Consider the following 26564-nt stretch of genomic DNA (forward strand, 5'->3'; position numbering starts at 1 on the left):
CTTGAGAATGATTGGTGAATGGAACAATGGCACCGGCCGTCGCAAATCCAGCGTCGCCCGCGTGTTTCTGAAAAAGGGCACCGGCAAGATCACGGTGAACGGCAAGGACATCCAGGATTTCTTTGGCCGCGAAACGTCGATCATGATCGCCAAGCAGCCGCTCTACCTGACCAACAACGTCGAAACCTTCGACATCCAGGTCAACGTGGCGGGCGGTGGCGAGTCGGGCCAGGCCGGCGCAACGCGCCATGGCATCACCCGCGCGCTGATCGACTACGACGCGACGCTCAAGCCGGTGCTGAGCCAAGCTGGCTTCGTCACCCGCGATGCGCGTGAAGTCGAGCGTAAGAAGGTCGGCCTGCACTCCGCACGTCGCCGCAAGCAGTTCTCGAAGCGCTGATCCAAGGCGTTTTTGGGCTTACCGCCCGAACTGTCAAAAGAGCCGCCTTCGGGCGGCTTTTTGCTGGTTGAAGTAGCATTCGATTATTCGGCCGCATCCCGGCCGCACAGGAGTTCTCTCGATGAGTGCCGTTGCAGAAAATGTTCGAACCCAGATGCCCGACCCGATCGTCTTCACCGACAGCGCGGCGGCCAAGGTGGCCGACCTGATCGCCGAAGAAGGCAATCCCGACCTCAAGCTGCGCGTGTTCGTGCAGGGTGGCGGTTGTTCCGGGTTCCAGTATGGTTTCACGTTCGATGAAATCACCAACGAAGACGATACGACGATGACCAAGAATGGCGTGTCGCTCCTGATCGATGCGATGAGCTACCAATACCTCGTCGGCGCCGAAATCGACTACAAGGAAGATCTCCAGGGCGCGCAGTTCGTGATCAAGAACCCGAACGCGACCAGCACCTGCGGCTGCGGATCCAGCTTCTCGGCTTGATGCCGTCGGCAACCCGGTGCCTTTTGTCAAAGCCGCCTTCGGGCGGCTTTTTGCTGCGCGTCTCTGTCTGAGCTGACCCATGGCGATCTCCGAATCTCCGCCCAAGAGGCTGCTGTGGCTTGTGGCTGTCGGCTTTTTCATGCAGACGCTCGATGCGACGATCATCAACACGGCGTTGCCGGCCATGGCCGCGAGCCTCGGCGAAAGCCCGCTGCGCATGCAATCCGTGGTCGTGGCCTATGCCTTGACGATGGCGATGCTGATTCCGGCTTCAGGATGGCTGGCGGATCGCTTCGGAACCCGCCGCGTCTTCTTCTTCGCCATCATCCTTTTCGTCGCTGGATCGGTGTTATGCGCCATGTCCCGCGACATCAGGCAGCTGGTGGCTGCGCGTGTCATCCAGGGCTTGGGCGGCGCGCTCCTGCTGCCGGTGGGACGTCTCGCGCTACTGCGCTCGGTGCCGCGCGCCGAGTTCCTGGCTGCGATGAGCTTCGTGGCTATCCCCGGCCTGGTCGGGCCTCTGCTTGGCCCGACGCTCGGCGGATGGCTGGTGCAATACGCCTCGTGGCATTGGATCTTCCTGATCAACGTGCCGGTCGGGCTCGTCGGCTGCGTCGCGACGCTGCGCATCATGCCGGACTTGCGCCTGACCGGGCAGCGCAGCTTCGATGGCATCGGCTACGCGCTGCTCGCCTTCGGCATGGTCGCCATCTCGCTGGCAATCGATGGTGTCTCAGGGCTTGGTCTGCGCCAGGCCGGCGTGCTGGTTTTGCTCGTCTTTGGATTTGCAGGCATCACCGCGTACTGGCTGCATGCAGTGAGGCGGCCCTATCCGCTGTTCGAGCCGGCGCTGTTCGGCATTCCCACGCTGAGCATCGGTTTGCTCGGCAATCTCTTTTGCCGCCTGGGAAGCGGTTGCATGCCCTTCCTGGTTCCCTTGCTGCTTCAGGTATCGATGGGCTACTCGCCCCTGCATGCCGGGCTGATGATGCTGCCCATCGCCCTCGCGGGCATGAGCATGAAGCGCTTCGCCACGCCCTTGATCCGGCGGAACGGCTATCGCCGGGTGCTGGTGATCAACACATCGCTCGTCGGCCTGTCGATGGCGAGTTTCGGGTTGGCGACGCCCGAGCAGCCGATCGCATTGCACATCGTGCAACTGATCATCTTCGGGGCTGTGAATTCGCTGCAGTTCACGGCGATGAACACCATCACGCTGAAGGACCTGGACGGCAGCATGGCAAGCGCCGGCAACAGCCTGCTGTCAATGGTGCAGATGCTTGCGATGAGCCTGGGCGTGGCGGTGGCGAGCGCGGTGCTGGCGGGCTACACCGGCGTTTTCGGAAATGCGACGCCGCTGGCGACCCTGCATGCCTTCGAGGCCACCTTTGTCACCATGGGGTTGGTCACCTTGGCCTCCGCGATGATCTTCTGGAATCTCCCACCCGAAGCGAGGGCGGTGCAGCCTGCACAGCCCGAGGTGTCCGGTCAGGGCTGAGACTCGCCCTCGTCCTGTTCAGGCGGGGTAGATCGCACCGAGAACGCGCGGCCCCCGAGCGCCGGTGACGCTCGCCAGATTGCCGGATTCCCCGCGCACCGCGCTGCGGGCCAACCAGGCGAAGGCGGCCGCTTCCACTTCCTGCGGCGGCAGGCCGCGTTCGACGGACGACACGACTTCGACGGCCGGCAGCAAGGTGCGCAGCCTGGAGAGGAGGTGGAAGTTGAGCGCGCCACCGCCGCAAACGATCAGCAACTCGCTGCCCGCGCCATGGCGCCTCAGATGCCCGGCGCACACCGATGCGGTGAGTTCCGTCAGGGTGGCCTGCACGTCGGCGGGGTCGCCTTCGGTCGTGCCCAGCTGCGCCGCGAGCCAGGTCGGGTTGAACAGGTCGCGGCCGGTGCTTTTCGGCGGGCTCTTGGCGAAATACGGATCGCCGAGAAGTCGCGCCAGCAGTTCGGGCAAGACGCGGCCACTCGATGCCCACTGGCCGCCGACGTCATAGGGCTGGCCGAGGTGCGCCTGGCACCAATGGTCGATCAGCGCATTGCCCGGGCCGCAGTCGAAGCCGAGCACCGTGCCCTCACCCGCCGGGAGAATGCTGAGGTTGGAAATGCCGCCGATGTTCAGCACCGCGACGGCCTTGTCGTCGCGTGCAAACAGCGCGCGATGGAAGCCCGGAACAAGCGGCGCACCTTGCCCGCCGGCGGCGACATCGCGGCTGCGGAAGTCCGCGACAACCGGAATGCCGGTCAGCTCTGCAAGGAGAGAGGGGTTGTTGATCTGCAGCGTGTAGCCGACCTCGTCGAACTCCCCGGGCCGGTGGCGCACCGTCTGGCCGTGCGCGCCGATCGCGGTCACGGCTTCTGGAGAGAGACCGGCATCGGCGACGAGTTGATGGACCACGCCTGCGTAGGCGCGTGCGAGGCCATTGCCCGCCAGGGCCGCACGATGTAATTCGTTGTCGCCGGGCGTGTTGAGTGCCATGAGCTCGGCGCGCAGGCCGACAGGAAAAGGTGCCGCTGCATAGCCCTGAACCGCGATGCGCCCGTCGGAGAAATCTGCCAGGACACCGTCGACGCCATCCATCGACGTCCCCGACATCAGGCCGATGAAGAGTTCAGCCATCTTCAGGGTGTGCAGATCAGGCCTGCGAGGCCTGGGTCAGTCCGCGCTCGCCTGAACCACCGAGAAGGCGGCGGCCAACTCGGTGCGCGTCGCGACGGCGAGCCGCTCGAATGCGGGCCGCGATGCGGCAGTGATCGGAGTGCCGCCATCCTGCTGGGCGATCGTGGTCGGGTCGTGGTATTCGCCGTTCACCCGGAATTCGAAGTGAAGGTGCGGCCCCGTGGCCCAGCCGGTGGAACCGACGGCGCCGACGGTCTGGCTCTGGCTGACGCTCTGGCCTTGACGGACGTCGATGCGGCTCAGGTGGGCGTACGCGGTTTCCTGATTGTTGCGGTGCTTCAGGATCACGATGTTGCCGTAGCCGCTCTGGATGCCGGCGAATTCCACGGTCCCATCGCCGACGGCGCGAACCGGCGTGCCGGTCGGCGCTGCGAAATCGATGCCGTGATGCTGGCGCCAGCTGTTGAGGATCGGGTGGAGGCGCATCGCGAACCCGCTGCTGACGCGCGTGAACTCGACCGGCGAGCTCAGATAGGCGCGACGGAGGCTGTCGCCGTTCGGGCGGTAGTAGCCGCCTTTCTGGCCGGACTCCTGATACCACAGTGCCTGATGCAGCTTGCCGCCGCTTTCGAATTCGGCCGAGAGGACGCGGCCGGTGCGCAGCGTCTGGCCATCGCCGTCGAAGGTTTCGTAGACGACGGCGAAGCGATCGCCCTTGCGCAGCGACCGGAAGTCGACGTCGCCGGAGAAGATGTCCGCCAGTTGGCTCGCCACCGCATCGGGAATGCCGGCGTCGTCCGTTGCGGCGAACAGCGAGGTACGCACGATGCCGCTGGCGAGACGTGTACCCGGCGTCAGCGTGTCGCTTTCAGTCCGGGCTTGGAAGCCCGCCGCCATTTTTTCGATGACCACGCGCTTGAAGTTGCCGTCGCCGTCCGGAATCCAGCGCGCGCTGAGTTTTTGCAGCGTGTTTTCTTGCGTGGCCTCGGCGGTGACCGTGCGTCCGGCGCGACTCAGAAACGCCGTGCGGGCGTCGGCATTGCCGCGCACGAAGGTGGCGGCCGCGGGATCCGCGATGCCCAGACGTTGCAGGAGTGCCTCAGCGGTATCGCTCGACCGCGTGATCTCGGTGCGAAAGAGGGTGAAGCTGTGGTTGTCGAGCGCTTCGACCTGGTCGGCGAAGGATAGGGGGGTGACCGCTTCGAACACCTGCTTGACGGGGAGGTCGGCCGCATCGGGACCGAGCGAGGCCACGGCGAAGGCGCCGCCGCCAGCGGACAGAAGCAGCGCGGCAACGGCAGCCGTGATCTGCTTCGGATACGTCCGAAATATGTAGGCCACACGGGAAGCGATCAGCTCCTCGGCGGCAAGAATGCCGTTGATCAAAACTTCGAATCCAGCTCAGGTTCTGCAAAACCGCGCTGCGAGGGCCGTGTCGAACGGTCGGCAGGTCGGTGCGGGGTGCAGCGCCGCTTAGAATTCGGCGCTTGAAAAAGTCGGCAGAGTATAGCCGTGGCATGACTTCTGCCATAGGAGAGCTCGCCCTAAAAGCCTAATGAAACCCGGTTTTGTTACATCCGCAAGTCTGTCTGAAGGCGTAGGCAGAGCGCTCGAAATTTCGCTTCGTGGAACTGACGAGCTTCTTCCCCAGGATGAGTGGATCCGCAAGCTCCAGCGCTCCGAAGCGACGGGGACGCCGCTTCGAATCAAGCTGGGCCTCGACCCCACTGCGCCGGACATCCACATCGGCCACACCGTGGTGCTCAACAAGATGCGCCAGCTTCAGGATCTCGGGCACACGGTGATCTTCCTGATCGGGGATTTCACGACAACCATCGGCGACCCGTCGGGCCGCAACACCACGCGGCCACCGTTGACCCGCGAGCAGATCGAGGCCAACGCCCAGACCTACTACCGGCAGGCCAGCCTGGTGCTCGATCCGGCCCGGACCGAGATTCGTTACAACTCGGAATGGAGCGACCCGCTGGGCGCGCGCGGCATGATCCAGCTGGCGGCGAAATACACCGTGGCCCGAATGATGGAGCGCGAGGATTTCAACAAGCGCTTCAAGGCCGGCCAGTCGATCTCGGTGCACGAGTTTCTGTACCCGCTGATGCAGGGCTACGACTCGGTCGCGCTGCGTTCCGACCTCGAGCTCGGCGGAACCGACCAGAAGTTCAACCTGCTCATGGGGCGGCACCTTCAGCAGGAATACGGCCAGGAGCCGCAGTGCATACTCACTATGCCGCTCCTCGAGGGGCTCGACGGCGTCGAGAAGATGTCGAAGAGCAAGAACAACTACATCGGCATCAGCGAAGACCCGAACACGATGTTCGCCAAGGTGCTCTCCATCTCGGATACCCTGATGTGGCGTTGGTACACGCTGCTGAGCTTCAAGTCGATCGCTGAGATTGCCGCGCTCAAGGCCGAGGTCGAGGCAGGCCGCAATCCCAAGGATGCGAAGGTGGCACTCGCGAAGGAGATCACCGCCCGTTTCCACAGCATCCCGCTCGCGGACGCCGCCGAGCAGGATTTCATCAACCGCAGCAAGGGCGGTGTGCCGGACGAGATTCCGGAGTTGAACCTTTCGGGCGCCCCGCTGGGCATCGCCCAGCTTCTCAAGCAGGCGGGACTCGCGCCATCGACATCGGAGGGCAACCGTCTCATCGACGGCGGCGGCGTTCGCATCGACTCCAGCGTGGTCAGCGACAAGGGCCTGAAGCTTCCTGCCGGAAGCTACGTGGTGCAGGTCGGCAAGCGCAAGTTCGCGCGCGTGCACCTCGCCTGACCTGGTCAGGTCAGCGGACCTCGATCGTCACGCGTCGGTTCCGGGGCTCTGGGACCTCGTCGGCGGTCTGGATGGCGAGTTCCCGCTCGCCCCTGCCGACGGCTTCGATGCGATTGGACTGAAAGCCCTTGTCCACGAAGATCTGTCGCACCTGGGCCGCGCGCACGCGCGACAGATCGTCGTTGTGCGCGACCGTCCCGACGGTGTCGGTGTGGCCTGCCACCACGATCTCGCCGCCGCTACGCGCCTGCGCCGCGACCAATGCTTCATTCAGCGTGCGCTGGGATGTGGCCGTCAGGACCGTTTCGTTCTGTTCGAAGTAGACCGTGAAGCGCTGCGGCGCTGGCGGCATGAGTTCGAAGAGCGCCTTGTTCTCGGCTTCCAGACGACTGGGATCGACCTTGTCGACGACCGGCGCCCCCCGTTCGCGCGACTTCGCGGTCGCGCGCTGAAATGGTTCGGAGAGTGTCTCTTCCCCATCCTGGGTGCTGACGACGACGGCGGAGGGCGTTCCGTCCGCCTGCGGCAGCAGCACCACACGCGTGCCGGAGGTCGAGCATGCCGCGACGACGAGCGTCGTGATCAGCCCGGCGACGAGGGATCCGAGGCGGCGAACTGTCACGGCTGTGGATCGGCTTGAACGATGAAGTCGGTGCCGCGGATACCGATGACCGCAGTGGGCGTTTCGACACGAACCGCATCCGGATGCGTCTTGCCGATCAGGCCGGTGACCATCCGCGCCGAGCCCTGCAGCAGTGAAAGGAGCATCCCCCCGTCCTGCGTGGTCGAATCGAAATGGAATTCCTTGAGATCCAGCCGCGAGGACGGTCCCACGACCAGTTTGGTCCCGTCGCGCAGGACGACGCTCGCACCCGAGTCGGGGCCGGTCACGATGCGGTCGATGGGGGCCACGACATCCCCGGACTTGCCGGTGCGCATGGAGCCGTCCGGTGCTAGCAGCCGGACGTCGCCGCGCACGGACTTGAGGACGCCCGCGCGTGCTTCGGGCTGGGGCTTGGCGGCGCTGGTGGTGGCGGTTTGGGCCAGCGTGTTCGCAGTGGCGCAAGCGAGAACAAGGCTGCACAGGGTCGTGACGACGCTTTTGATCACGTGAGAATCTGCCGTGGTTTTTCTTTTTGAAATACTACGCGAGTATTACCGGTGCACCCCGGCGCGCGGGCCACATCGCGATAATTCGGGTGATCTTTGAAGACCTTGACTCGCATCCTTTCTTGTCCTCCGTCCTCCGTCTCTCCAAGCTTTCCACATTGAGCCCGCGGACGCTGCTGCGCGTGTCGATCGCGGTCGCGCTCGTCACCATCGTGCTGAAGGGGTGGGCGGGATACATCACGAACTCGATGGGGCTGATCTCGGATGCGATGGAGTCCTTCGTCAATCTCGCGAGCGCGACCTTTGCCCTGGCGATGATCACGATCGCGATGCGCCCGGCCGACGCGGACCACCCCTACGGACATCACAAGGCCGAATACTTCTCGTCGGGCTTCGAAGGGGTCCTGATCATCGGCGCCGCGGCCGCGATCATCTGGGCGGCGGTGGTGCGCCTGCTGTCGCCTCAGCCGCTCGAACAGTTGGGGTGGGGGCTGGCGCTGTCGGTGCTCAGCTCGGCCTTCAATGGATTGCTTGCCCTCGTGCTGTTCCGCGCGTCGAAGGTGCACCATTCCATCGCGCTCGAGGCCGATGCGCGGCATCTGCTCAGTGACGTCTGGACGTCGGCCGGGGTGCTGGTCGGCGTCATCGCGGTGGCGCTGACAGGCTGGCTCTGGCTCGACCCGGTGCTGGCCATCGCCGTGGCGCTGAACATCCTGCGCGAAGGGGCGAAGCTGGTCTGGCGATCGTCGCAAGGGTTGATGGACGAGGCGCTGGATGCCGAGACCCAGTCGACGCTGCGGGCCACGCTTGCGCACTTTGCCGCCGGCGTGCCGGAAGGGGCGCAGCTGCGCTTCGACGACATGGTGACGCGCCGCGCCGGCCAGCGGCGCTTCGCCGATCTGCACATGCATGTGCCGGGTGCGTGGTCGCTCGAGCGCGCAGCCGGTCTGCGCGATGCGCTCGAGCAGGCCCTGATGGATGCCGTACCGGGCCTGCGCGTGACCATCCAGCTGCTGCCGCTCGGGATGGAAGCGCGCGCCACGCAAAAGGAAAAGGAGCACTCGCCATGAAGGCCATCCTGCAGCGCGTGAGCAGCGCGCGCGTCGACATCGACGGCCGCAGCGTGGGCGCCATCGACGCCGGTCTGCTCGTTCTGCTGTGCGCCGAACGCGGCGACACGGAGGCGCAGGCCGACCGGATGCTCGCCAAGATCCTGAAGCTGCGAATCTTTTCGGACGATGCCGGCAAGATGAACCTGAGCGTCCAGGACGTGGGCGGTGGATTGCTCGTCGTGAGCCAGTTCACGCTCGCCGCCGACGCGAGCGCAGGCAATCGGCCGAGCTTCACGCAGGCGGCCGCGCCCGACGACGGCCGGCGGCTCTACGAGTTCTTCGTTTCGAAGGCGCGGGCTGCGCATCCGGTCGTCGCGACCGGCGAGTTCGGTGCCGACATGAAGGTGCATCTGGTCAACGATGGTCCGGTGACCATTCCGCTGCAGATGGCGCCTTGAGCGCGGTCCGTCAATACGGGTTCTTGATCCCGAGCCCGCCGAGGATCTCGATCTCGCGCGCCTCCATCGCCTCGGCGTCTTCGTCGCTGGTCTCGTGATCCCAGCCCTGCGCATGCAAGGTGCCGTGCACCAGCAGGTGCGCATAGTGGGCGGCGAGGGTCTTGCGCTGTTCCCTGGCCTCTCTTGCGACGACCGGCGCGCACAGGACCAGATCGGCCATGACCACCGGCGACTGCGCGTAGTCGAAGGTCAGCACGTTGGTCGCGTAGTCCTTGCCGCGGAACTCGCGATTGAGCCGCTGGCCCTCTTCCGCGTCGACGATGCGCACCGTGATCTCGCCGTCGCTGTCGAGGGCGTGGCGGATCCAGCGCGCGACGCTGTGGCGTGGCAGCGCAGCGCGATGACGCTCCACGCCCTTGAAGCGGCCGAACTGCAGCGAGAGGGAAAGTGCCGGCAACGCCATCTCAGACGGCCCTCTTCTTGGCGCTGTCGTAGGCGTCGATGATTCGCGCCACCAGCGGATGGCGAACCACGTCCGCGCTCGTGAAATGCGTGATCGCGATGCCGTTGACCCGCTTCAGGACACGCTCCGCATCGATCAGCCCGCTCAACTGCCCTTTCGGCAGGTCGATCTGGCTGACGTCGCCGGTGACCACCGCCTTGGCTCCGAAGCCGATGCGCGTGAGGAACATCTTCATCTGCTCCGGCGTGGTGTTCTGGGCCTCGTCGAGGATCACGAAGGCGTTGTTCAGCGTGCGGCCGCGCATGAAGGCCAGCGGCGCGATCTCGAGCGCATTGCGTTCGAAGGCCTTCTGCACGCGGTCGAAGCCCATGAGGTCGTACAGCGCGTCGTACAGCGGTCGAAGATAGGGATCGACCTTCTGCGTCAGGTCGCCGGGCAGGAATCCGAGCCGCTCGCCGGCCTCGACCGCGGGCCGCGTGAGCACGATGCGTTGAACTGCGCTGCGCTCCAGCGCATCCACCGCGCTTGCAACGGCGAGGTAGGTCTTGCCGGTGCCGGCGGGGCCGATGCCCAGCGTGATGTCGTGGTTCGCGATGTTGTGCAGGTAGACGCTCTGGTTCGGCGTGCGTGCGCGCAGGTCGGCCCGGCGCGTGGCGAGGATGATCGAGCCGTCTTCGGCCTCGGTCATCGATCCGTCGCCCGCCAGCGTGAGCTGCACGACCGCCGCATCGATCGGCCGCTGCGCGATCTCGTAGAGCGCCTGCAGCACGTCCATCGCGCGCTCCGCATTCGCCTTGGCGCCGTCGACCTTGAACTGCTCGTGGCGGTGCGCGATCTTGACGTTGAGTGCTTCCTCGATGCGCCGCAGATTCGCGTCGAGCGGACCGCAAAGATGCCCCAGGCGCGTGTTGTTGGGCGGGGCGAAGGTGTGTCGCAGAATCACGCCATCCTCACTTTCATTCATTCCTCATGTCGTGCCGAAAGACTGCTCCCGAAGAATCGGGGGCCAGCGCAGCGCAGCCCATTCGGGAGACGCCGCGGAACTGGCTTGGCCAGGCCGCAGGCGTCGCCCCCCTGGGGGGGTGTCCGAGCCACACGCAGCGGGCGAGGCTGGGGGGGGGCCAATGATAGGCAAACTCACCGGCATCCTGGCTGAACGCAATCCTCCGCAGGTCGTGGTGGACTGCCACGGCGTCGGCTACGAGGTGGACGTGCCCATGAGCACCTTCTACAACCTGCCGGCCGCGGGCGAGCGAGTCTCGCTGCTCACGCATTTCGTGGTACGCGAGGACGCTCAGATCCTCTACGGCTTCGGCACCGCGGCCGAACGTGCGGCTTTCCGCCAATTGATCAAGATCACGGGCGTGGGGCCGCGCACCGCGCTGGGCGTGCTCAGCGGCATGAGCGTGACCGAACTGTCGCAGGCGATCACGCTGCAGGAGGCGGGTCGCCTGGTCAAGATTCCGGGCATCGGGAAGAAGACGGCCGAGCGGCTGCTGCTGGAGCTCAAAGGCAAGCTCGGCGCGGAGATCGCGCTTCCGGCCCACGCGGCCACCGACAGCCAGGCCGATATCCTGCAGGCGCTGGTCGCGCTCGGCTACAGCGATAAGGAGGCGGCCGCGGCATTGAAGGCGCTGCCGAAGGACGTGGCTGTGGGCGAGGGGATCAAGCTGGCGCTGCGGGCGCTGGCCAAGTAGGCGGCTCAGGCCGGCGCCGGGCCGCCCCAAGGCGGCCTGCGGCCCCCTCGGGGGGCAGCGACACACGCAGTGAGGAGAGTGGGGGCAACACTTTCAGCGCCAGTCCTGCACGGCGAGCGCCAGCGCGAACATCACGGTCTGGACGGCGACTGCGATGCTGTGCCGCTGCATGAGTTGACGGGCCAGAAGGACGCGATCCGCCAACGGGCGCGAAGCATCGGCGGTGCGCCGCAGCCCCAGCCCTTCGAGGGTGCCGTCGAGGGCTGCCAGCGAGCCGATGGCCCCTCGGGCGAGCGCTTCGTACATCCCGGCGTCGAGGCGCAGCCTGAGCGCCAGATAGCGTTCGAGCAGCCCGACCAGCGCCACCACCGCGTAGGCGGCCCATGACACCGAGGGCAGCGAGCGGCCCGTCAGCGCGAGCACCAGTCCCGCGATGAAGGAAAGCGCCAACCCCCAGGTGGCGAGCGTTCCGCTGGCGCGCAACAGGCCGGCCGTGGCAGCGCACAGCGCGCGATCGTTGTCATTCATGCTGGTGATCGACAAGGTTCTCGCCTCTTCACGGTGGCGCATTCTGCCGCATGGGGCGCCATGCCGGTCGGCCGACTAAACTGCTCGCTCAGCCCGCAAGCCCATGACCATCCAGACCGACGATTTCGCCCCGGCCCCGCAACGCGTGGTGTCTGCGGCGCCCGCCTCGCCCAATGAGGAAGCGATCGAACGCGCGCTGCGTCCGAAGCTGCTCGACGAATACGTCGGCCAGGCGAAGGTGCGTGAACAGCTCGAGATCTTCATCGGCGCGGCACGCCACCGGAAGGAAGCGCTGGACCATGTGCTGCTCTTCGGTCCGCCGGGGCTCGGCAAGACCACGCTGTCGCACATCATCGCGGCCGAGCTCGGCGTGAATCTGCGGCAGACATCGGGCCCGGTGCTCGAAAAGCCCAAGGACCTCGCGGCGCTGCTCACCAACCTCGAGCGCAACGATGTGCTCTTCATCGACGAGATCCATCGCCTCTCGCCGGTGGTCGAGGAAATCCTCTACCCCGCGCTGGAGGACTACCAGATCGACATCATGATCGGCGAGGGCCCCGCGGCGCGCAGCATCAAGCTCGACCTGCAGCCGTTCACCCTCGTCGGCGCGACCACGCGCGCGGGCATGCTGACCAATCCGCTGCGCGATCGCTTCGGCATCGTCGCGCGGCTGGAGTTCTACACGGCCGAAGAGCTCGCTCGCATCGTCCATCGCAGCGCGGGGCTGCTCGGCGTGCCGGCGGACGAAGCCGGCGGCCTGGAGATCGCACGACGGTCGCGCGGCACGCCGCGAATTGCCAACCGCCTGCTGCGCCGGGTGCGCGACTACGCGCAGGTCAAGAGCGATGGCCGCATCACGGCCGACGTCGCGCACAAGGCGCTGGCGATGCTCGACGTCGATCCACAGGGCTTCGACCTGATGGACCGCAAGCTGCTCGAAGCGGTGATCCATCGCTTCGACGGCGGTCCGGTCGGCCTCGACAACATCGCGGCGAGCATCGGCGAGGAGGCCGGGACGATCGAGGACGTGATCGAGCCCTACCTGATCCAGCAGGGCTACCTGCAGCGCACGCCGCGCGGCCGTATCGCGACACTCGCGGCGTACCGGCACCTCGGCGTCGCCGCACCTCAGCGCGACGGCGACATGTTCGGCAACTGATCGCCCACGCCGGCATTCGACGGGCGCACGTTGGCTGCGATCAGCCACTGCGCCGCGTAGTAGGTTGCAAGCACCCACAGCGACGCCACCGGCAGCGGCAGCACGAAGCGGTTGGTCGCCAGCAGCGAGTCGCTCAGCATGAAGAAGCAGGCGCCGGCCGCGACCTCGAGCGACGCCCGATCGCCCGTGACCGCTGCACGCCCGATGGCCTGCGCCGCCATGCAGGCGATCACCACCACGTAGAGTCCGACCGGAATGCGCAGGCCGCCCGGCAGCCCGCCCCACCACAGGAATGCATACATGGCCGCGCCGATGCCGAGTGTCGCGGCAAGCGCATTCGGCCGCGGAAACAGCCCGACGCCTTCCGCGAACAGCCCGATGTAGGCCAGGTGCGCGAGCAGGAAGCACACGAGCCCCGGCACGAAGAACTGCGGCCACATCAGCAGCACGTCGCCGGCCAATGAGGCGACGAGGCCGGCGATCAGCAGCCGGACGAAGCGACCCGGCACCTCGGGCCCGCGATGGCGCGTCAGCGCAAAGCCGATGAGCACAGCGAGCGCGAGCGGCTTGAACACCCCATGCAGCGCCCCGAGACCCAGCGCACCGCTGGCCGTCGCCAGCGCCGCCGCGTCGATGAAGAGGACTTCCGCCACCGTCAGGCGGCCCTGCAACGCGGCGCCCGTCGCCCAGAGCCCTGCGGTCAGCGCCGCGAGCCACACCAACGACGTGGTGAACGGCAGCGCGTCCGAGATCCACAGGAACGTGACGGCGCCCGCCAGCAGCGCGACGAACTGTGCGGCAGCGAAAGCCCTTACGCCGCCGGATGCCTGCGGCTCGTAGCGCTGCACCTGCCGGATGTCGAAGGCCGGCTTCGGGTCGATCGCCGCCACTTCCACCGGCCGCCAGCCGGGCGGCTTGATCCACACGCGCAGCTTGTCGCTCCATCGCCGGGCGCGCCAGCTATCGCGCGCGAGTGCCCAGTACACCTCGGCATTGGCCCAGATCGGGTCCCAACTCTGCAGCGGGCTGCGCGTGCCGTAGACGCAGGGTTCGTCTTCTTCCTTGAAGGTGCCGAAGAGGCGGTCCCACACGATGAGAATGCCGCCGTAGTTGCGGTCGATGTAGCGGTCGTTCACCGCGTGGTGTACGCGGTGGTTCGACGGCGAGCAGAACCAGCGGTCGAACCAGCCGAGCTTTCCGACCTGCTCGGTGTGCACCCAGAACTGGTAGAGCAGGTCGATGAGCGCGACCACGCCGAAGACCAGCGGCGGCACGCCCGCGATCGCCATCGGCAGATAGAAGATCCACCCGAACAGCACACCGCTGGAGGTCTGCCGCAGCGCGGTCGAGAGGTTGTAGTGCTGGCTCTGGTGATGCACCACGTGCGCGGCCCACAGCACTGCGCTTTCGTGGCCGAAGCGGTGCAGCCAGTAGTAGCAAAGGTCGTAGAAGACCAGCGCCAGCAGCCAGCCGTACCACTGCATCCAGAAATGCTCGTTCGGAAACAGCGCGAACGCCGACCAGCACGCGGTGTAGATGCCGATGCGCAGCAGCCCGGTGAGGACCGCGCTGATCTGGCTGAGCATGCCGAGACCGATGCTGTTGATCGTGTCGGGCAGGCGATAGGTGTCATGGCCGGTCCCGAGCTTCGCGCGGCGGCGGCCGACGAAGAACTCGATCCCCATCAGCAGGAAGAAGACTGGCGTTGCGAGAACGATGATCTGGCCCGGTCGCATGAGACGGATTGTCCCGGCCCGCGGTCATGTCGCCGGCATTGCTGCGTCATGGTTTGCCCGAAGGGCGCGCCAGCCGGCGGTGTCGCTGGCGCGTCATCGTGCTGCCATGACCCCGTCACGCGCCGCTGCGAACGTGCAGGGCCATGCAAAGAGATGACGCTTTCCTTCGTGCATGGAGCGAGCAGATCCCGGACGCGGACGAGACCGATTTCACGCGGCCGGTGCAGCCCTTCCGCACCCTGTGGATCTCCGACCTGCATCTGGGCACGCCCGGCTGCCAGGCGCGGATGCTGCTCGACTTCCTCAAGCACACCGAGTGCGAGACGCTGTTCCTGGTCGGCGACATCATCGACGGCTGGCAGCTCAAGCGGCACTGGTACTGGCCGCAGGCCCACAACGACGTCATCCAGAAGCTGCTGCGCAAGGCGCGCAAGGGCACGCGGGTGATCTTCATCCCGGGCAACCACGACGAGTTCGCGCGCAAGTACCTGCATCACAACTTCGGCGGCATCGACGTGGCCGAGGAGTGGATCCACGAGACGGCCGACGGCCGCAAGCTCTGGATCATGCACGGCGACCTGTTCGACGGCGTGATCCAGTGCGCGAAGTGGCTCGCGCATGTGGGCGACTCGCTCTACGAATTCACGCTCAAGCTCAATCGCCATCTCAACTCGCTGCGCGCGAGGATGGGGTTGCCGTACTGGTCGCTATCCAAGTACCTCAAGCTCAAGGTCAAGCGCGCGGTCAGCTATGTCGGCGATTTCGAGAGCGCGGTGGCCCGCGAAGCGCGCCGGCGCGGCGTGCACGGGGTGGTGTGCGGCCATATCCATCACGCCGAGCTGCGCGACATCGACGGCATCCTCTACGCCAACGACGGCGACTGGGTCGAGAGCCTGACCGCGCTCGCGGAGCGCGCGGACGGCGCGCTCGAGATCCTGCACTGGGCGGATCAGATGCCGGTCGCCACGCAGTCGGGACGTGCCTCCTCGCGACGGGATCCGGTGCACGCATGAGCGCCGCCCGGCCGCCCGAAGGCGCTTGCACCGCAGGGCGAAGCACGGAGGTTGCGCAATGAGGACCACGCGCACCGTCGACCTCGTGTACTTCAATGCCGGCGGCGGCCACCGTGCCTCCGCGCTCGCACTCGAATCGGCGATCCGGCGCGCCGGCCTGCCGTGGGCGGTGCGGCTGGTCAACCTGCGCGAAGTGCTCGATCCCAATGACGGATTTCGCCGGCTCACCGGCATGGACCCCGAGGACGTCTACAACAAGCGCCTCGCGCGCGGATGGACGCTCGGCCTCGCGCAGGAACTCAAGCTGCTGCAGGGAATGATCCGCTGGTGTCACGCGACGCTGGTGCGCCAGCTGCAGCAGCATTGGCTGGCGACCGAGCCGGACATGGTCGTGTCCCTGATCCCGAACTTCAACCGCCCGCTGTGCGAGGCGCTCGCATCGACGCTGCCCGGCGTGCCCTACGTGACGGTGCTGACCGACCTTGCCGACCATCCGCCGAATTTCTGGATCGAGGAGGGCCTGGACCAGGACCTGATCTGCGGTTCGGCCAGGGCGGTAGAGCAGGCGCTCGCCGCTGGCCATGCACCGGCGCGGGTTCACGCCAGTTCCGGGATGATCATTCGCGCGTCCTTCTACGACGAGCCGCCGGTGGACCGCCGTGCGGAACGGGCCCGTCTCGGCCTCGACCCCGATCGGCCGACTGGCATCGTGCTCTTCGGCGGGCAGGGCTCGAAGGCGATGCTCGGCATCGCGAAGCGCCTGCCCGATACGCAGCTCATCCTGGCTTGCGGCCACAACACGAAGCTCGCCGACGCCCTGCGCGAACTGCCGGCGCGCGCGCCGCGCCTGGTGCTGGGCTTCACGCCCGACGTCCCCCGTTACATGGCGCTGGCGGATTTCTTCATGGGCAAGCCTGGCCCCGGCAGCCTGAGCGAAGCGGTTCACATGGAACTGCCGGTGATCGTGGTGCGCAACCGCTGGACCCTGCCCCAGGAGCGCTACAACACCCAGTGGGTGCGCGAGCGGGGCTTGGGCATGGTGTGCAGCAGCTTCACCCGGGTCGGCGAGGCCGCCGCCGAACTCGTCCGGCATCTGGATCGCTACAAGGCGGCGACGCGCAAGGTGCGGAACAGGGCACTGTTCGAGCTGCCCGTCATGCTCGAAGGCATCCTGTCGCGCGCCGAGCGCCCGTTGCCGGGCGCGCTCGTCACTCCGCTCGATTTGTAGTCGATAGGGTTCCTTTTTCGCGACGAATCGGGTTTCATTTAGTACTTTGAGTTTACATATGGGTTACAGTCCGCCCATCGGCATCGCCCTGTCGGGCGCGCCCCATCGAGGACAAGACCGTGAGAAAAACATCCTGCTTCGTCGTGGCAGCTTCGTTGGCAGTGGCTGGATGCCTGGGCGGATGCAGCAACGGCCGTGATGACACTTCGGCCTCGGCCGCAGCGGTGCCCGTCACCACGAAGAATCTGGTGATCGTGACCTGGCGGCCCCCGGACAAGACAGCCGAGTTCCTCAGCGCCTGGCGCGCCAAGGAATAGCCGCGGGGCGCCCCGCCGAACGGAACTGCGCGCCGGAACTTGCCCTTCGGCGCATCGATCGGAACGCCATGCGCCAAGTCCGTCCACTCACCCTTTTTCATCAGCAGCGCCGCGCGGTGGCCGCCGCGCTGATCGGCATGCCGGCCCTCTGGCTCGGCGCGCGGGGCCAGACGCCGCATCAGCAGCGGATGCTGACCCCGTCCCAGACCGAGGGGCCGTTCTATCCGGTCGAATTTCCGAAGGATTCCGACTACGACCTCCTTCGCAATGGAAGCCGGCCTCCTTACGCCAGCGGCCATCCCGCCTGGGTCGAAGGCACGGTGACCGACATCGCCGGGCAGCCGGTCGCCGGGGCGCAGGTCGAGATCTGGCAGTGCGACGAGCAGGGGCACTATCACCATCCGGGCGACGGCGATCGCGCGGATGCGGGATTCCAGGGTTTCGGCCGGGTGACGGTCGACGCGGACGGGCGCTACCGTTTCCATACGATCCGGCCGGTTCCCTATAGCGGCCGCACCCCACACATTCATGTGAAGGTGAAGCTCGGCCGGCGCGAGTTGCTCACGACACAGCTCTACGTGGCCGGCGATCCCGGCAATGCGCGCGACGGAATCTGGCGCGGCCTCGATGAAATGGCCCGTGCAGCGGTGACGATGCCGTTCACGCCCGGGCCTGACGGCCTGCAGGCGCGATTCCCGATCGTCGTGCGGGCCTGAGCGCGTCCCGTGACTGGATCAAAAGCAAAAAGCCCCGCAAGTCATTGACTTGCGGGGCTTTTCTTTTTTTGGTGGCTCTTCACGGACTCGAACCGCTGACCTGTGGATTATGATTCCTCTTATACATGTGTTGATGATGATTCTGGGATGCTGACTTATCGTATGCGGATACAGTTAAATCAACAACTTACGTGAGTTTTTTATCTGATGATGTACTGATCCGTTGGTCTTTGTTTCTATAATTTGCTTACACGGCTGCTTACATGGCGGCCCATGTAAGCAAAGGGCCAGGAATGGATCGAGTCAACTTCACTGCTGCGCGCGTCGCCGGGTTCCGATGCCCATCGGGTAGCCAGCAGGGTTTCTTGTGGGACAGCGGCGCGCCTGGATTGGCGTTGCGGGTAACGGCGGCTGGCAGCCGGGCCTACATCTTTCAATCGCGATTTCAGGGCGCCACGATTCGCATGACGATCGGGTCTCCCGACTCTTGGCGCATCGGCGACGCCCAAGAGCGCGCCCGCGAGCTTCAACGGCAGATCGACCAGGGCCGCGATCCACGTGCTGTGAAGGCGGAGGTCATCGCTGCCGACGTCGCCGCGCGCCAAGCGGTCGTGCAAGCTTCGGTGACGGTCGGCGAAGTGTGGGCGGCGTATCTGGCCGAGCGCAAAGAGCGCTGGGGCGATCTGCACTATCGCGATCATGTGAAGTTGGCGCGCGCGGGCGGGGTGCCAGCCAAGCGAGGTACCGACGGTCGCGGCGTCACTATCGCGATGCCGCTGCACTCGTTGATGTCGCTGAAGCTGCGCGATCTTGATGCGGAGACTGTCGAGGCCTGGGCGCAGAAAGAAGCGAAGACCCGGCCTACCAGCGCCCGGCTTGCATGGCGCCTGCTGAAGGTCTTTTTGAACTGGTGCGCGGAGCACAGGGACTACAAAGCGATCGTTCCCACGAACCCAGCTAAGACAAAAAAGGCTCGCGAGGTTTTGGGCGAAGCTCGGGTGAAGAAGGATGCCCTGCTGAAGGAGCAGCTACGGGCATGGTTCGCGGCCGTGCGCAACCTTCCAAACCCGAGCATCGCTGGCGCGCTGCAAGTCATGCTGCTGACCGGCGCGAGACCGGGCGAGGTGCTGGAAATGCGTTGGGAAGACGTGAACCCGCAATGGCGTGGTCTGACCATCCGCGACAAGGTGGAGGGTGCGCGCGTCATCCCCCTGACGCCGTATGTCCAGCACCTTCTCGCGAATCTCCCGCGACGGAATGAATGGGTATTCGCAAGCACCCGCACCGTGAAGATGGATGGCAAGAATATGGCTCGTCGCGAGCGTCGTGCGCATGCCAAGGGCGAGTCGATGGCGTTGGGGGAGGTTGTCGAGGCCAGCGCCAGCGGCCACATCTCCGAGCCTCGCAGCCATCATGCATGCGCGTGCAAGACGGCGGGCATCGACGGCCTCACCCTGCATGGCCTGCGGCGCAGCTTCAAGAGCCTGACCGAGTGGCTGGAAATCCCGGCCGGCGTGGTGGCGCAGATCATGGGCCACAAACCCAGTGCGACGGCAGAGAAGCACTACACCGTGCGCCCGCTGGACTTGCTGCGCATCCACCACGAGCGCATCGAAGCCTGGATGCTGGAACAGGGTGCCGTTCCGTTCGGTCGCGACGACAAGGCCCAAGGCGAGGTCGCGCCCGCCGCCCAACAGGGCGCGGACAAGGCGGCCGAGGCGGCATGAACACCCGGCGCGCCCCGCGCCGCTCAAAAGCGGGGCAGGCGTCGGCCGAGACACTGGGGCGGCCAGCACCTCTCAATCGACCAGCAATCCCTTGAGGAGAAGACCATGCAAATTTCGACAATCACTCTGGTGAACGACTATCGCGGCGCCATTCGCGGCGACTCGACCGTCGGTTATTTCTCGAACGTAGACGGCCCCATGGACGTGAGCCTCTACATCTGCGCCGACAGCACGGACTCCCACATGTCGCGTGCCGCCGAGCGCTTCGAAGTGCCGATGGAGGCCCTGATCGCGTTTCGCGACAGCAGTGTGCACGGCGAGTCCCGCGCGCTCCCCGTGTAACCCTTGTTGCCCTCGCCGTTGGCCGATCAGGTGTCGGCCGGACGGCACCGGGGCGCTGAAGTCTCATATGGAAATTGGTGTTTCACCCCAACATCGCGCCGTCATGAAGCAGGCAGCGGCGCTGGAGCTGCGGAGGGCCGGTGGGAATCCGCCCGAGCACTCTGTACTGCTCGTCCTGGCCGAATGCGTGCTGTCCGGCGCTCCCATCGAGCCGGAATTTCAGGCGTGGGCGAATGCGATAGCGGCGAAAGTTGTTCTGGCGGAAAAGCTCCCTGCGCGGAAACGCGGCGTGAAGGCCGGTAGCGGGCGAGCGTCCTCCGAGCACGTTGCAGGGATGTACTTTGACCTGATCGACGGCGGCATGGCGAAGGGCGAGGCCATAGAGCGAATCTCCGCCGAGTTGCATCTTGTTGACCGGCAGGTGTCACGGCTGGTGGAGGCGGGCGGGGTGTGGCATGGGGCGTCCAGGGAGGCGCGAGATCAACAGCGCATCGAACGCAAGCACCGCGATTCGTCGTTCGCACCGGACCATGACGCAGATGAAGCCCCCCTCGGGCTTGCTGGGCTTGCCTTGGATGACGCACTGGCGCGCCTTGCCTCGATGATCGAGCAGTAGCACCGGCCCAATGGCGGAATCGTGCACCGTTCGGCGGGTGCACTTGGCCTTTGACATCAAAAGGTCGGGCAATTGAAGTCATAGGCGTTTGGGGTCCACGCCGACACCATCGAGGCATCGACAACGCCATACGTTGATGCAGTGACTCAAACGAATCTCAACACCCCACCAACCCCCACGAGCTTCCCGCCACTCGAATCCGTCACGAAGCCTAACGTGACGACTGCCGAGGCCGCTTACTACCTTAGCCGAAAGTCGCAGACCCTGCGCATCTGGGCGTCGTCCGACTCCGGCCCCATTCGCCCCATCCGAGTCAATGGCCGGCTTGGCTGGCCGGTTGCCTGTCTCAAGGCTTTGCTGGGAGTGCACTGATGCCCGCCGACCGCATCGTGCTCGTAGGCAACATTGGCCGTGAGGCTCTCGCGCAAAAAGAAGCCGGGGACAGCTTCCCGCCCCCGGCAAAGACCAATTGCAAAACTGCCGCTGTACGCGGCAACGCAATGGTTGCCTGGGCGCCAGTCGAGCCACAGCTTCGATTTTCCAAAGGGGACGCTCATCGCTTCGATCAGGCCCGCCTGAGCCTGATGATGCGAGGCCACTCGCTCACCGTCGAATGGACCATCGCCGGCCGCCATCGCTTCATCGTCGGTCATCGCGGCTGGTGCCGGTTCTTTGATTCTCTCGATGGCGTTGAGGAGTTCCTGCGCGGCCTGTGCGCCCTCAAGGCTGAGCAACGCTTCAAGGCGCCGGCCCTTCTGTCCAAGGTGAAGGGGTACTGATGCAGAGCGAAATCAACGCCCTGCGCGCCGCCGGCCACCGCGTAGAGCGCTCTTGCGCGGGCGGATGGCTTGTCAGCAATCCTTGCATGGTGACGTACTGCCGTGCTGCCGTAGACCTTGCGGCCCTCGCGCGCCGCGTCTTGCCGGACCTTGCCGCCTGATGCGCCGCTCGCGCCCGCCCAGCCGACCAACCGCCGTTGCCCACGCGGTTCACCACCTGTCGACCTCCAGCATTCGCATGTCCACCATCAATCACAAGAACCATATGCCCTCGCCGGAAGCGACCGCCAGCCAAGCGGCGCACGAAGACGACGAAGACGACCGTGAGGCCATCGAACAGACCGACTGGCGCCAACACCTGCCGCCGGAACTGGCCGCGCTGATGAATGACGGCACGGCCGATGCGGAGGCCGTCGTCGGCACGAAGTCTGCGGCCAAGGCTCGTCGCCGTCTCATGGAACTGGTGAAGACGCAGGAGCAGATCGAGAAGGCCCAGCGTAAGGAGCGCGCCCAAGACCGAGCGCTTCGTGCTGCCCGCGCAATTGCCGCGCGCAAGCTCAACGGGTGGGATCAAGAGGAGGCCGCGCGGCGCCTGGGCTATGCGAACAGCACCCAGCTCTCGCTCCTCGAATCCTGTAGCCGAGAAATCAATCTGGACCACGTGATGCGGTTTGCCGATGTGTATCGCGTGTCGACGGATTTCCTGCTTGGCCGCACCCCTACCGAAGTGGAACTCGACGCGCGCCGGCTGGCCGCGTCCCGCGTGGAAGACGGATTGCGCCATATCGCGGGCACGCTCATGGCCTACATCGGAGCCAGCGACTGCGCCATCGGTGGCCCGACGGTGGAGACGGTGCGCGCCCTGGTAACGCATACGCGTGCCGTGTCGTCCGCGATGGCACGCATTGACGGCCCAGCACTGGACAGCGTTAAGGGCGGCACCACTCTGGCGTTTGCCATCGAGCAGCTTGAGGAGGCCGCCATGGACGCGGCCCGCGCCATCACCGGCTACGACGGTGAGGTGCAGCGCCTTCGCGACCTTCTGCGCACGTCTGCTTCCAACGACGCTGCCGCATAGCGCCGCACGAACACGAACAGCCATTTCAACCCAATCCCAAAGAGGACCGACATGCTGACCTGGACCAACCCCGGCGAACGCCAATCCGCGCTCAACGCGGCCATCTACCTGAACCCGCTGGCAGCCGCCGGCAGCCCGGACGACAAGTCCGACCTTGTTGCCCTTCGCGAAACCGACATGGTGCAAGAGGCCGCCCGGCAGGCCGCCTATAGCGTGAGCCAAATTTGGGCTACGCACGGCCAGATGCTCGCTATCTCGGAGGCCGTGCGGCGCGTGGGCGAAGCCGGCGACGACCCGACCCCCTGGCGCATCGAACAAGAACTGCAAGACCTGCTCGGCGAGGCGGTCGTGATGGCCGAGGACGTGCGCGCGGCCGGCCGCATCGAGGAACGTGTCGTCGGCGCATTCAAGAGCATGCGCGCCCCGCACGAATGGGCAGTGCGTCAGCGCATCGACCATATCAAGGCCCTTGCCTTCGAGAAAGGCGCCACCGAGCAGATGGCCGATGAGATTGCGGGCCTACAAGACTGGCTGGACGAGCCGTGGCGCGATCCCGACGAACTGCGCGACCTTTCGCACTGGTTCGCGGAAGCGCACGCCGATGGCACTGGTGACGCCGCTCAAGCTAAAGGCGCGGAAGGCGAAGAGGCGCGCGAGAAGGCTCAAGCAAGTTGGAAAAGTCAGGGTCGGCACGTCGCTGCACGTCGCTGACCATGCACCCATGACGCCCTACATCACCCAATCCCTTGCGCCGGAGCCGCTGGTGGATGAAGCCGTGGCCGCCCCCGTGGCGGGCCTGTCTCCCCGTGGCCTCCAGACGCGCCGCCTCAAAGGCCAAGACCATCCTCCGTACGTTCGCATCGGCAGCCATCGCATCAAGTACGCCCTGTCCCAGGTGCACGCATGGCGCGAAGCCCGGACAGTGCGCGGGACGAACCCGAACAGCTCCCGTCCAACTATCAATTCCATCGCCATAGGCAACACCCTGACCACCAACGCATCGGCTATCGCCGAAATTCAGAGCAACAGCAAGATCACTGCCATCGCGCTGGACATCGTTGCCGCTCAGCAGCGTCACCTCGCGCAGCATGGGCACAACGCTGTATTGCGCGAGGTCATCCGCACGCTGGTCGATGCCGGTCAGCACGTCACACTGGAGTCGGCGCTGGCAACGGCCGAGGGTCTGGCCGACGCCATGGAGGTGCAGCACCGCCGCGACGCGGAGAGCGCTGCCGAAGTCCCCGGCGCCGTGCGCTTTTACCGCGAAGCCACCAAGCGCCTGCGGGGCGAAGTCGAGAGCGCCGCGGCCGATATGCGCACACAGCGCTCCGTCGCCGCGCACAAGCGCGACACCCTGAACATCGTCAACGATCCTGCGCAGGAACTGCGCGGTCGGCTTGCCAGCACCATTGGCGTGGACCTCCAACGCCTCAAAGATGCAGGCTTTGAAATCAAGATGCCGCCTTCCCCGGCGCCCGGCACCGCCGCCGAGGTCGAGGAGCAGAACATGATCGCCTACCGACTGGGCCAGAAGATCGCGCGCCTGGAGGTGTTCATCAAGCAACGCGCTATCGACATTGACGGTCTTGCCCAGGTCGCAACCGAGGACGGCCACGACGGCATCCTCGTCTCCATTGCCCATGTGCGCGAAGTCCTCGGGCTGGAGCCGGCCGAGGTGATTGTCTGATGCCCACGATTCGCATCAAGACCGCGCCCACGGACGCCGAGCCCAAGCGGCGCGGTTCCAAGCCGGGCGTGAAGCGCGGCAGCTACAAGCCCCGGCGCGCCAAGGTCGCCGAACCGCAGACGCCCGAGGAACTTGCCGCGCTGGAGAAGCGTGCGCGCGACTACTGGGGCGACTTCTACAGCGAGGGCCGCAAGGTCTACGCCAAAGAGCTTGGTCGGTACGTGTCGATGCGGCACTACATCCCGCCGGACGATTGTGAACCCGGACGAGACAAGCTCGAAACGGAGGTCACGTCGAAAGTGTGTCGCGGCTGCGGGCTCGATTGGCCCCTGAGCTACTTCAGCCCCAACGGGCGCGGCGGCTTCAAGGCCCGGTGCAAAGACTGCCTCGCCGACGATGCCCGCGACTACGCACACACCCCGGAAGGAAAGACGGCTCGCGCTCGCGCGCAGGCCAAGTTCCGCGCGGGCCTCAAGGCCCAGGAGCGCCAACTCAAGGCCCGCGAAGACTGGTTTGAAACCCTCAGGAAGACATCGGCTGGCCGCGCAATCCTGGCCGATTTCGAGGCCCGCCAAGCCGCGAACGGAAAGGGTGCGAAGTTAATTCCGGCTAACTTTTTCCGGGGAAAGTTTGAAACGAACTATCTCCAAGGGCCTCGCTCGGAGGTGCAGACATGACGGGCAGCCTTCCTCGCGTCGGCAATGCCGTCCAAGCCCTCAACGCTCAGCGCCAGCGCGAACTCGATTCGCGTCGCCTTGCCAAGAGCATCCTGAGCCCGACGGAAGTTGCCGGCAAATACAGCGCTGCGCGCATGCTTACGACCACGCTGGGCGGCACCGTGCGGCCGATCACATCGGCCGACCTCATGGCCTTCAAGAAATCCGTCGCTGCAATGGGCGACAAGGCCCGGCAGGGCATCACGGCGGCCGAGGCGCTGGGCTTGTCCCGCCCGTCCGACGTGCAGCGCGCGCGTGAGCAGATTCACTACTCGATGATCGCCCGCATGCAGGCCGGCAAGCTGCACATCGTGACGGACTCCGGACCGCAATCAAAGGTGACGCGGCACCATGTCAACGTCGAGGCGGTGCAGTACGCCTCGGCTCTCGCGCAGCCCGGTACGCCGCTGGCGGCTGCGACGTGGCTGGTGAAACAGAGCGCGCTCAAGTTCGAATGCGACTGCGAGCACTTCCGATACTTCCTGCGGTTCGTGGCGACAGCCGGCGGCTGGGTGGCGGGCCGCCCTGAACACGGATTCCCGAAGTTGAAGAACCCCGGCCTGGACGGCGCTTGTTGCAAGCACCTTGCGAGAACGCTCAGTGACCTCCAGCAGTCCGCCGGCATCCGCCAGCGCATCGCGACCATGATCGCCGAGGACCGCGCCCGCATCGATCGCCCCGGCAAGGCCCGGCCGAAGGTGTTCACCGTCACCCAGCGCGAGGCGGAGGCCATGCTGCCCAAGCGCGCGCGGACCATTCGCGTGCCGGCCGATGCGCCCCGCCGTGTCACTCTCGCGCCAACGGCCAGCCAGCAGGACATTGCGCTTGCGCTCAAGACTTACGCTGGCCGCTCGGATGCGAACTCGAAGGCCATCGCCCGCGCGCTTGCCGCCCTGGCTGCGCATGGCGTTGGAGCCCGCGCGTGACCGACTCCATTCGCTACCTCCTGGCCGCCGCCGCCCGTGCGGTGGCCCTCTCCACTCTGGTCCGCGCGAAGGGCCGCACCAAGCAACACCAAACCATGACCAACACAGATACCCTCATGACCGATCCGACTCCGACACCCGAAGCGCAGGCACTGACCGGCGAACTGCTCGCGAAGATGGTCCTCGGCTCCGACGGTCAACCCTATGGCGAAACGCCCGAGGAATGGGACGCCAACGCAACGCCCGAGCAGGTCATCTCGCTCCAGCCAGTCAAGTTCAAGATCATCGAGCCCGATGCCCGCGCCCTTGCGCGCGAACTCGGCGCCGTTGACCCTGATCACGAAGGCGACGCGGAGGCGGTCATTGTCGAGTTCGACAGCGACGAGACTGCCGCCGAGGCCCTCATGGGCCGCTATGTGGTCCTCGAAGTGGCCGAGGGTGTAACCCTGACGTTCCTCGTGTGGTTCTCGGCCGCTGACCGCGACGCACCTGTTCCCGAGGGCTTTGAACTCGGCTCCGACGCTGTGCGCAATCCGGCGCTTGACACCCTCGGCGCGCGGCAGGCGCTGCTCGTGCAGGTGTTCGCCGAGGACGACCTCTCCGACGAATCGAGCGTGCAGCCATGACCGCCAGCAACACCGACGACTGGAGCCTGATGCTCCTGCCCGATCCTGCGGCGCAACGCAATCGTGCCCGTGACCCGATGCGCCCGGCCTCGACGCCGACGACACCGGCGCCGCAATCTGCCGTCCGCTCGCCTGCCGCCGTGCTGGACGACTTGCGCGACCGCTTTGATGCCGTAGTCCGCCAGCGCGTCCCCGTTGCGCCCGTGCGGCGCTTCTACCGAGACGGCCGCCTGGACGGCTACATGCAGATCGTGCGCCAGCGCGTGCGTTGATCCGAGGGAGACGACAT

The 26564-nt window shown here is 65.9% G+C and carries 31 protein-coding genes; 23 read left to right on the forward strand and 8 right to left on the reverse strand.

Features of this window, described 5'->3' with window-relative positions; genetic code table 11:
- The first annotated feature begins 7 nt into the window (after positions 1-7).
- The 3 genes from rpsI to mdtD all read left to right on the forward strand — a co-directional run bounded on the left by rpsI (position 8) and on the right by mdtD (position 2385).
- Complete coding sequence (gene rpsI / locus WKW77_RS12025) at positions 8-400, forward strand: 30S ribosomal protein S9 (protein WP_340357064.1); 393 nt, start codon at positions 8-10, stop codon at positions 398-400.
- A gap of 121 nt (positions 401-521) precedes the next feature.
- A complete protein-coding gene (erpA, locus tag WKW77_RS12030) occupies positions 522-887 on the forward strand; it encodes an iron-sulfur cluster insertion protein ErpA (protein WP_340357065.1) in 366 nt (121 codons plus the stop codon).
- Between the two features lie 79 nt (positions 888-966).
- A complete protein-coding gene (gene mdtD / locus WKW77_RS12035) occupies positions 967-2385 on the forward strand; it encodes a multidrug transporter subunit MdtD (protein ID WP_340357066.1) in 1419 nt (472 codons plus the stop codon).
- A gap of 18 nt (positions 2386-2403) precedes the next feature.
- Here mdtD and WKW77_RS12040 read toward each other — a convergent pair whose 3' ends face one another.
- Together WKW77_RS12040 and WKW77_RS12045 are read right to left on the reverse strand one after the other, a co-directional pair.
- The gene (locus WKW77_RS12040; protein ID WP_340357067.1) at positions 2404-3513 is read right to left on the reverse strand and encodes an anhydro-N-acetylmuramic acid kinase; all 1110 of its coding nucleotides are present in this window, start codon (positions 3511-3513) and stop codon (positions 2404-2406) included.
- A 36-nt stretch (positions 3514-3549) separates the two neighbouring features.
- Entirely contained in the window at positions 3550-4899 is a 1350-nt protein-coding gene (locus WKW77_RS12045) for a peptidoglycan DD-metalloendopeptidase family protein (protein WP_340357068.1), read from the reverse strand.
- A 169-nt stretch (positions 4900-5068) separates the two neighbouring features.
- On the opposite strand from WKW77_RS12045, the gene tyrS reads away from it, so the two are divergent.
- Complete coding sequence (tyrS, locus tag WKW77_RS12050; protein WP_340357069.1) at positions 5069-6301, forward strand: tyrosine--tRNA ligase; 1233 nt, start codon at positions 5069-5071, stop codon at positions 6299-6301.
- 10 nt (positions 6302-6311) lie between these two features.
- Here the strand turns inward: tyrS and WKW77_RS12055 are convergent, their stop codons facing one another.
- On the reverse strand, positions 6312-6923 hold the full coding sequence (locus WKW77_RS12055; RefSeq protein WP_340357070.1) for an OmpA family protein: 612 nt from the start codon (positions 6921-6923) through the stop codon (positions 6312-6314).
- Entirely contained in the window at positions 6920-7411 is a 492-nt protein-coding gene (locus WKW77_RS12060) for a FecR family protein (protein WP_340357071.1), read from the reverse strand. The genes WKW77_RS12055 and WKW77_RS12060 overlap by 4 nt, the downstream gene beginning before the upstream one ends.
- Positions 7412-7533: 122 nt before the next feature.
- Between WKW77_RS12060 and WKW77_RS12065 the strand changes: the two genes are divergently transcribed.
- Positions 7534-8481, forward strand: coding sequence for a cation diffusion facilitator family transporter (locus WKW77_RS12065; RefSeq protein ID WP_340357072.1), 948 nt, complete (start codon positions 7534-7536; stop codon positions 8479-8481).
- A complete protein-coding gene (dtd, locus tag WKW77_RS12070; RefSeq protein WP_340357073.1) occupies positions 8478-8921 on the forward strand; it encodes a D-aminoacyl-tRNA deacylase in 444 nt (147 codons plus the stop codon). Before WKW77_RS12065 ends, dtd begins: the two co-directional genes overlap by 4 nt.
- Positions 8922-8931: 10 nt before the next feature.
- Here the strand turns inward: dtd and ybeY are convergent, their stop codons facing one another.
- Positions 8932-9384: an rRNA maturation RNase YbeY gene (gene ybeY / locus WKW77_RS12075; RefSeq protein WP_340357074.1), complete on the reverse strand. Its 453-nt coding sequence runs from the start codon at positions 9382-9384 to the stop codon at positions 8932-8934.
- 1 nt (position 9385) lies between these two features.
- Positions 9386-10327 (reverse strand): PhoH family protein, encoded by a 942-nt coding sequence (locus tag WKW77_RS12080; RefSeq protein WP_340357165.1) that lies wholly within the window; start codon positions 10325-10327, stop codon positions 9386-9388.
- A 181-nt stretch (positions 10328-10508) separates the two neighbouring features.
- Between WKW77_RS12080 and ruvA the strand changes: the two genes are divergently transcribed.
- Complete coding sequence (ruvA, locus tag WKW77_RS12085; RefSeq protein ID WP_340357075.1) at positions 10509-11081, forward strand: Holliday junction branch migration protein RuvA; 573 nt, start codon at positions 10509-10511, stop codon at positions 11079-11081.
- A gap of 93 nt (positions 11082-11174) precedes the next feature.
- Here the strand turns inward: ruvA and WKW77_RS12090 are convergent, their stop codons facing one another.
- Complete coding sequence (locus WKW77_RS12090) at positions 11175-11609, reverse strand: hypothetical protein (RefSeq protein ID WP_340357076.1); 435 nt, start codon at positions 11607-11609, stop codon at positions 11175-11177.
- 103 nt (positions 11610-11712) lie between these two features.
- On the opposite strand from WKW77_RS12090, the gene ruvB reads away from it, so the two are divergent.
- On the forward strand, positions 11713-12768 hold the full coding sequence (ruvB, locus tag WKW77_RS12095) for a Holliday junction branch migration DNA helicase RuvB (RefSeq protein ID WP_340357077.1): 1056 nt from the start codon (positions 11713-11715) through the stop codon (positions 12766-12768).
- On the opposite strand, the gene WKW77_RS12100 is transcribed toward ruvB, so the two are convergent.
- Positions 12738-14504 carry a lysoplasmalogenase family protein gene (locus WKW77_RS12100; protein ID WP_340357078.1) on the reverse strand — a complete coding sequence of 589 codons (1767 nt, stop codon included), beginning with the start codon at positions 14502-14504 and terminating at the stop codon, positions 12738-12740. The genes ruvB and WKW77_RS12100 overlap by 31 nt on opposite strands.
- Positions 14505-14647: 143 nt before the next feature.
- Here WKW77_RS12100 and WKW77_RS12105 point away from each other — a divergent pair, with 143 nt between their 5' ends.
- From WKW77_RS12105 to WKW77_RS12175, 15 genes are all read left to right on the forward strand, one after another.
- Entirely contained in the window at positions 14648-15517 is an 870-nt protein-coding gene (locus WKW77_RS12105; RefSeq protein ID WP_340357079.1) for a UDP-2,3-diacylglucosamine diphosphatase, read from the forward strand.
- A 58-nt stretch (positions 15518-15575) separates the two neighbouring features.
- Positions 15576-16745 (forward strand): glycosyltransferase family protein, encoded by a 1170-nt coding sequence (locus WKW77_RS12110; RefSeq protein WP_340357080.1) that lies wholly within the window; start codon positions 15576-15578, stop codon positions 16743-16745.
- A gap of 119 nt (positions 16746-16864) precedes the next feature.
- Positions 16865-17062 carry a hypothetical protein gene (locus WKW77_RS12115; RefSeq protein ID WP_340357081.1) on the forward strand — a complete coding sequence of 66 codons (198 nt, stop codon included), beginning with the start codon at positions 16865-16867 and terminating at the stop codon, positions 17060-17062.
- A 68-nt stretch (positions 17063-17130) separates the two neighbouring features.
- Positions 17131-17778, forward strand: coding sequence for a dioxygenase family protein (locus WKW77_RS12120; protein ID WP_479694168.1), 648 nt, complete (start codon positions 17131-17133; stop codon positions 17776-17778).
- 293 nt (positions 17779-18071) lie between these two features.
- Positions 18072-19505, forward strand: a complete 1434-nt coding sequence (locus WKW77_RS12125; RefSeq protein ID WP_340357082.1) for a tyrosine-type recombinase/integrase — start codon at positions 18072-18074, stop codon at positions 19503-19505.
- Between the two features lie 105 nt (positions 19506-19610).
- Complete coding sequence (locus WKW77_RS12130; RefSeq protein WP_340357083.1) at positions 19611-19847, forward strand: hypothetical protein; 237 nt, start codon at positions 19611-19613, stop codon at positions 19845-19847.
- 67 nt (positions 19848-19914) lie between these two features.
- Positions 19915-20463, forward strand: a complete 549-nt coding sequence (locus WKW77_RS12135; RefSeq protein WP_340357084.1) for a hypothetical protein — start codon at positions 19915-19917, stop codon at positions 20461-20463.
- A 371-nt stretch (positions 20464-20834) separates the two neighbouring features.
- Entirely contained in the window at positions 20835-21242 is a 408-nt protein-coding gene (locus tag WKW77_RS12140; protein WP_340357085.1) for a hypothetical protein, read from the forward strand.
- Positions 21243-21480: 238 nt separating this feature from the next.
- Entirely contained in the window at positions 21481-22320 is an 840-nt protein-coding gene (locus WKW77_RS12145; protein ID WP_340357086.1) for a helix-turn-helix domain-containing protein, read from the forward strand.
- 51 nt (positions 22321-22371) lie between these two features.
- Complete coding sequence (locus WKW77_RS12150) at positions 22372-23031, forward strand: hypothetical protein (protein ID WP_340357087.1); 660 nt, start codon at positions 22372-22374, stop codon at positions 23029-23031.
- A 10-nt stretch (positions 23032-23041) separates the two neighbouring features.
- Positions 23042-24007, forward strand: coding sequence for a hypothetical protein (locus tag WKW77_RS12155; RefSeq protein WP_340357088.1), 966 nt, complete (start codon positions 23042-23044; stop codon positions 24005-24007).
- Complete coding sequence (locus WKW77_RS12160) at positions 24007-24684, forward strand: hypothetical protein (protein WP_340357089.1); 678 nt, start codon at positions 24007-24009, stop codon at positions 24682-24684. The genes WKW77_RS12155 and WKW77_RS12160 overlap by 1 nt, the downstream gene beginning before the upstream one ends.
- Complete coding sequence (locus WKW77_RS12165) at positions 24681-25649, forward strand: hypothetical protein (RefSeq protein WP_340357090.1); 969 nt, start codon at positions 24681-24683, stop codon at positions 25647-25649. The genes WKW77_RS12160 and WKW77_RS12165 overlap by 4 nt, the downstream gene beginning before the upstream one ends.
- Positions 25646-26275 carry a hypothetical protein gene (locus WKW77_RS12170; protein ID WP_340357091.1) on the forward strand — a complete coding sequence of 210 codons (630 nt, stop codon included), beginning with the start codon at positions 25646-25648 and terminating at the stop codon, positions 26273-26275. The genes WKW77_RS12165 and WKW77_RS12170 overlap by 4 nt, the downstream gene beginning before the upstream one ends.
- Positions 26272-26547, forward strand: a complete 276-nt coding sequence (locus WKW77_RS12175) for a hypothetical protein (protein ID WP_340357092.1) — start codon at positions 26272-26274, stop codon at positions 26545-26547. Before WKW77_RS12170 ends, WKW77_RS12175 begins: the two co-directional genes overlap by 4 nt.
- The last annotated feature ends 17 nt before the right edge of the window (positions 26548-26564 follow it).

It is taken from the genome of Variovorax ureilyticus (assembly GCF_037889935.1).
GTDB classification, from domain to species: Bacteria; Pseudomonadota; Gammaproteobacteria; order Burkholderiales; family Burkholderiaceae_C; genus Variovorax; species Variovorax ureilyticus.

Bases quoted from the DNA above. Each gene is read 5' to 3' on its own strand.
- WKW77_RS12130 (WP_340357083.1), top strand. From the start codon at position 19,611: ATGCAAATTTCGACAATCACTCTGGTGAACGACTATCGCGGCGCCATT.
- erpA (WP_340357065.1), top strand. From the start codon at position 522: ATGAGTGCCGTTGCAGAAAATGTTCGAACCCAGATGCCCGACCCGATC.
- WKW77_RS12125 (WP_340357082.1), top strand. From the start codon at position 18,072: ATGGATCGAGTCAACTTCACTGCTGCGCGCGTCGCCGGGTTCCGATGC.
- WKW77_RS12155 (WP_340357088.1), top strand. From the start codon at position 23,042: ATGACGCCCTACATCACCCAATCCCTTGCGCCGGAGCCGCTGGTGGAT.
- WKW77_RS12175 (WP_340357092.1), top strand. From the start codon at position 26,272: ATGACCGCCAGCAACACCGACGACTGGAGCCTGATGCTCCTGCCCGAT.
- WKW77_RS12145 (WP_340357086.1), top strand. From the start codon at position 21,481: ATGTCCACCATCAATCACAAGAACCATATGCCCTCGCCGGAAGCGACC.
- mdtD (WP_340357066.1), top strand. From the start codon at position 967: ATGGCGATCTCCGAATCTCCGCCCAAGAGGCTGCTGTGGCTTGTGGCT.
- WKW77_RS12105 (WP_340357079.1), top strand. From the start codon at position 14,648: ATGCAAAGAGATGACGCTTTCCTTCGTGCATGGAGCGAGCAGATCCCG.
- WKW77_RS12040 (WP_340357067.1), bottom strand. From the start codon at position 3,513: ATGGCTGAACTCTTCATCGGCCTGATGTCGGGGACGTCGATGGATGGC.
- WKW77_RS12135 (WP_340357084.1), top strand. From the start codon at position 19,915: ATGGAAATTGGTGTTTCACCCCAACATCGCGCCGTCATGAAGCAGGCA.
- dtd (WP_340357073.1), top strand. From the start codon at position 8,478: ATGAAGGCCATCCTGCAGCGCGTGAGCAGCGCGCGCGTCGACATCGAC.
- WKW77_RS12100 (WP_340357078.1), bottom strand. From the start codon at position 14,504: ATGCGACCGGGCCAGATCATCGTTCTCGCAACGCCAGTCTTCTTCCTG.
- rpsI (WP_340357064.1), top strand. From the start codon at position 8: ATGATTGGTGAATGGAACAATGGCACCGGCCGTCGCAAATCCAGCGTC.
- ruvB (WP_340357077.1), top strand. From the start codon at position 11,713: ATGACCATCCAGACCGACGATTTCGCCCCGGCCCCGCAACGCGTGGTG.
- WKW77_RS12140 (WP_340357085.1), top strand. From the start codon at position 20,835: ATGCCCGCCGACCGCATCGTGCTCGTAGGCAACATTGGCCGTGAGGCT.
- ruvA (WP_340357075.1), top strand. From the start codon at position 10,509: ATGATAGGCAAACTCACCGGCATCCTGGCTGAACGCAATCCTCCGCAG.
- WKW77_RS12090 (WP_340357076.1), bottom strand. From the start codon at position 11,609: ATGAATGACAACGATCGCGCGCTGTGCGCTGCCACGGCCGGCCTGTTG.
- WKW77_RS12120 (WP_479694168.1), top strand. From the start codon at position 17,131: ATGCGCCAAGTCCGTCCACTCACCCTTTTTCATCAGCAGCGCCGCGCG.
- WKW77_RS12110 (WP_340357080.1), top strand. From the start codon at position 15,576: ATGAGGACCACGCGCACCGTCGACCTCGTGTACTTCAATGCCGGCGGC.
- tyrS (WP_340357069.1), top strand. From the start codon at position 5,069: ATGAAACCCGGTTTTGTTACATCCGCAAGTCTGTCTGAAGGCGTAGGC.
- WKW77_RS12150 (WP_340357087.1), top strand. From the start codon at position 22,372: ATGCTGACCTGGACCAACCCCGGCGAACGCCAATCCGCGCTCAACGCG.
- WKW77_RS12160 (WP_340357089.1), top strand. From the start codon at position 24,007: ATGCCCACGATTCGCATCAAGACCGCGCCCACGGACGCCGAGCCCAAG.
- WKW77_RS12165 (WP_340357090.1), top strand. From the start codon at position 24,681: ATGACGGGCAGCCTTCCTCGCGTCGGCAATGCCGTCCAAGCCCTCAAC.
- ybeY (WP_340357074.1), bottom strand. From the start codon at position 9,384: ATGGCGTTGCCGGCACTTTCCCTCTCGCTGCAGTTCGGCCGCTTCAAG.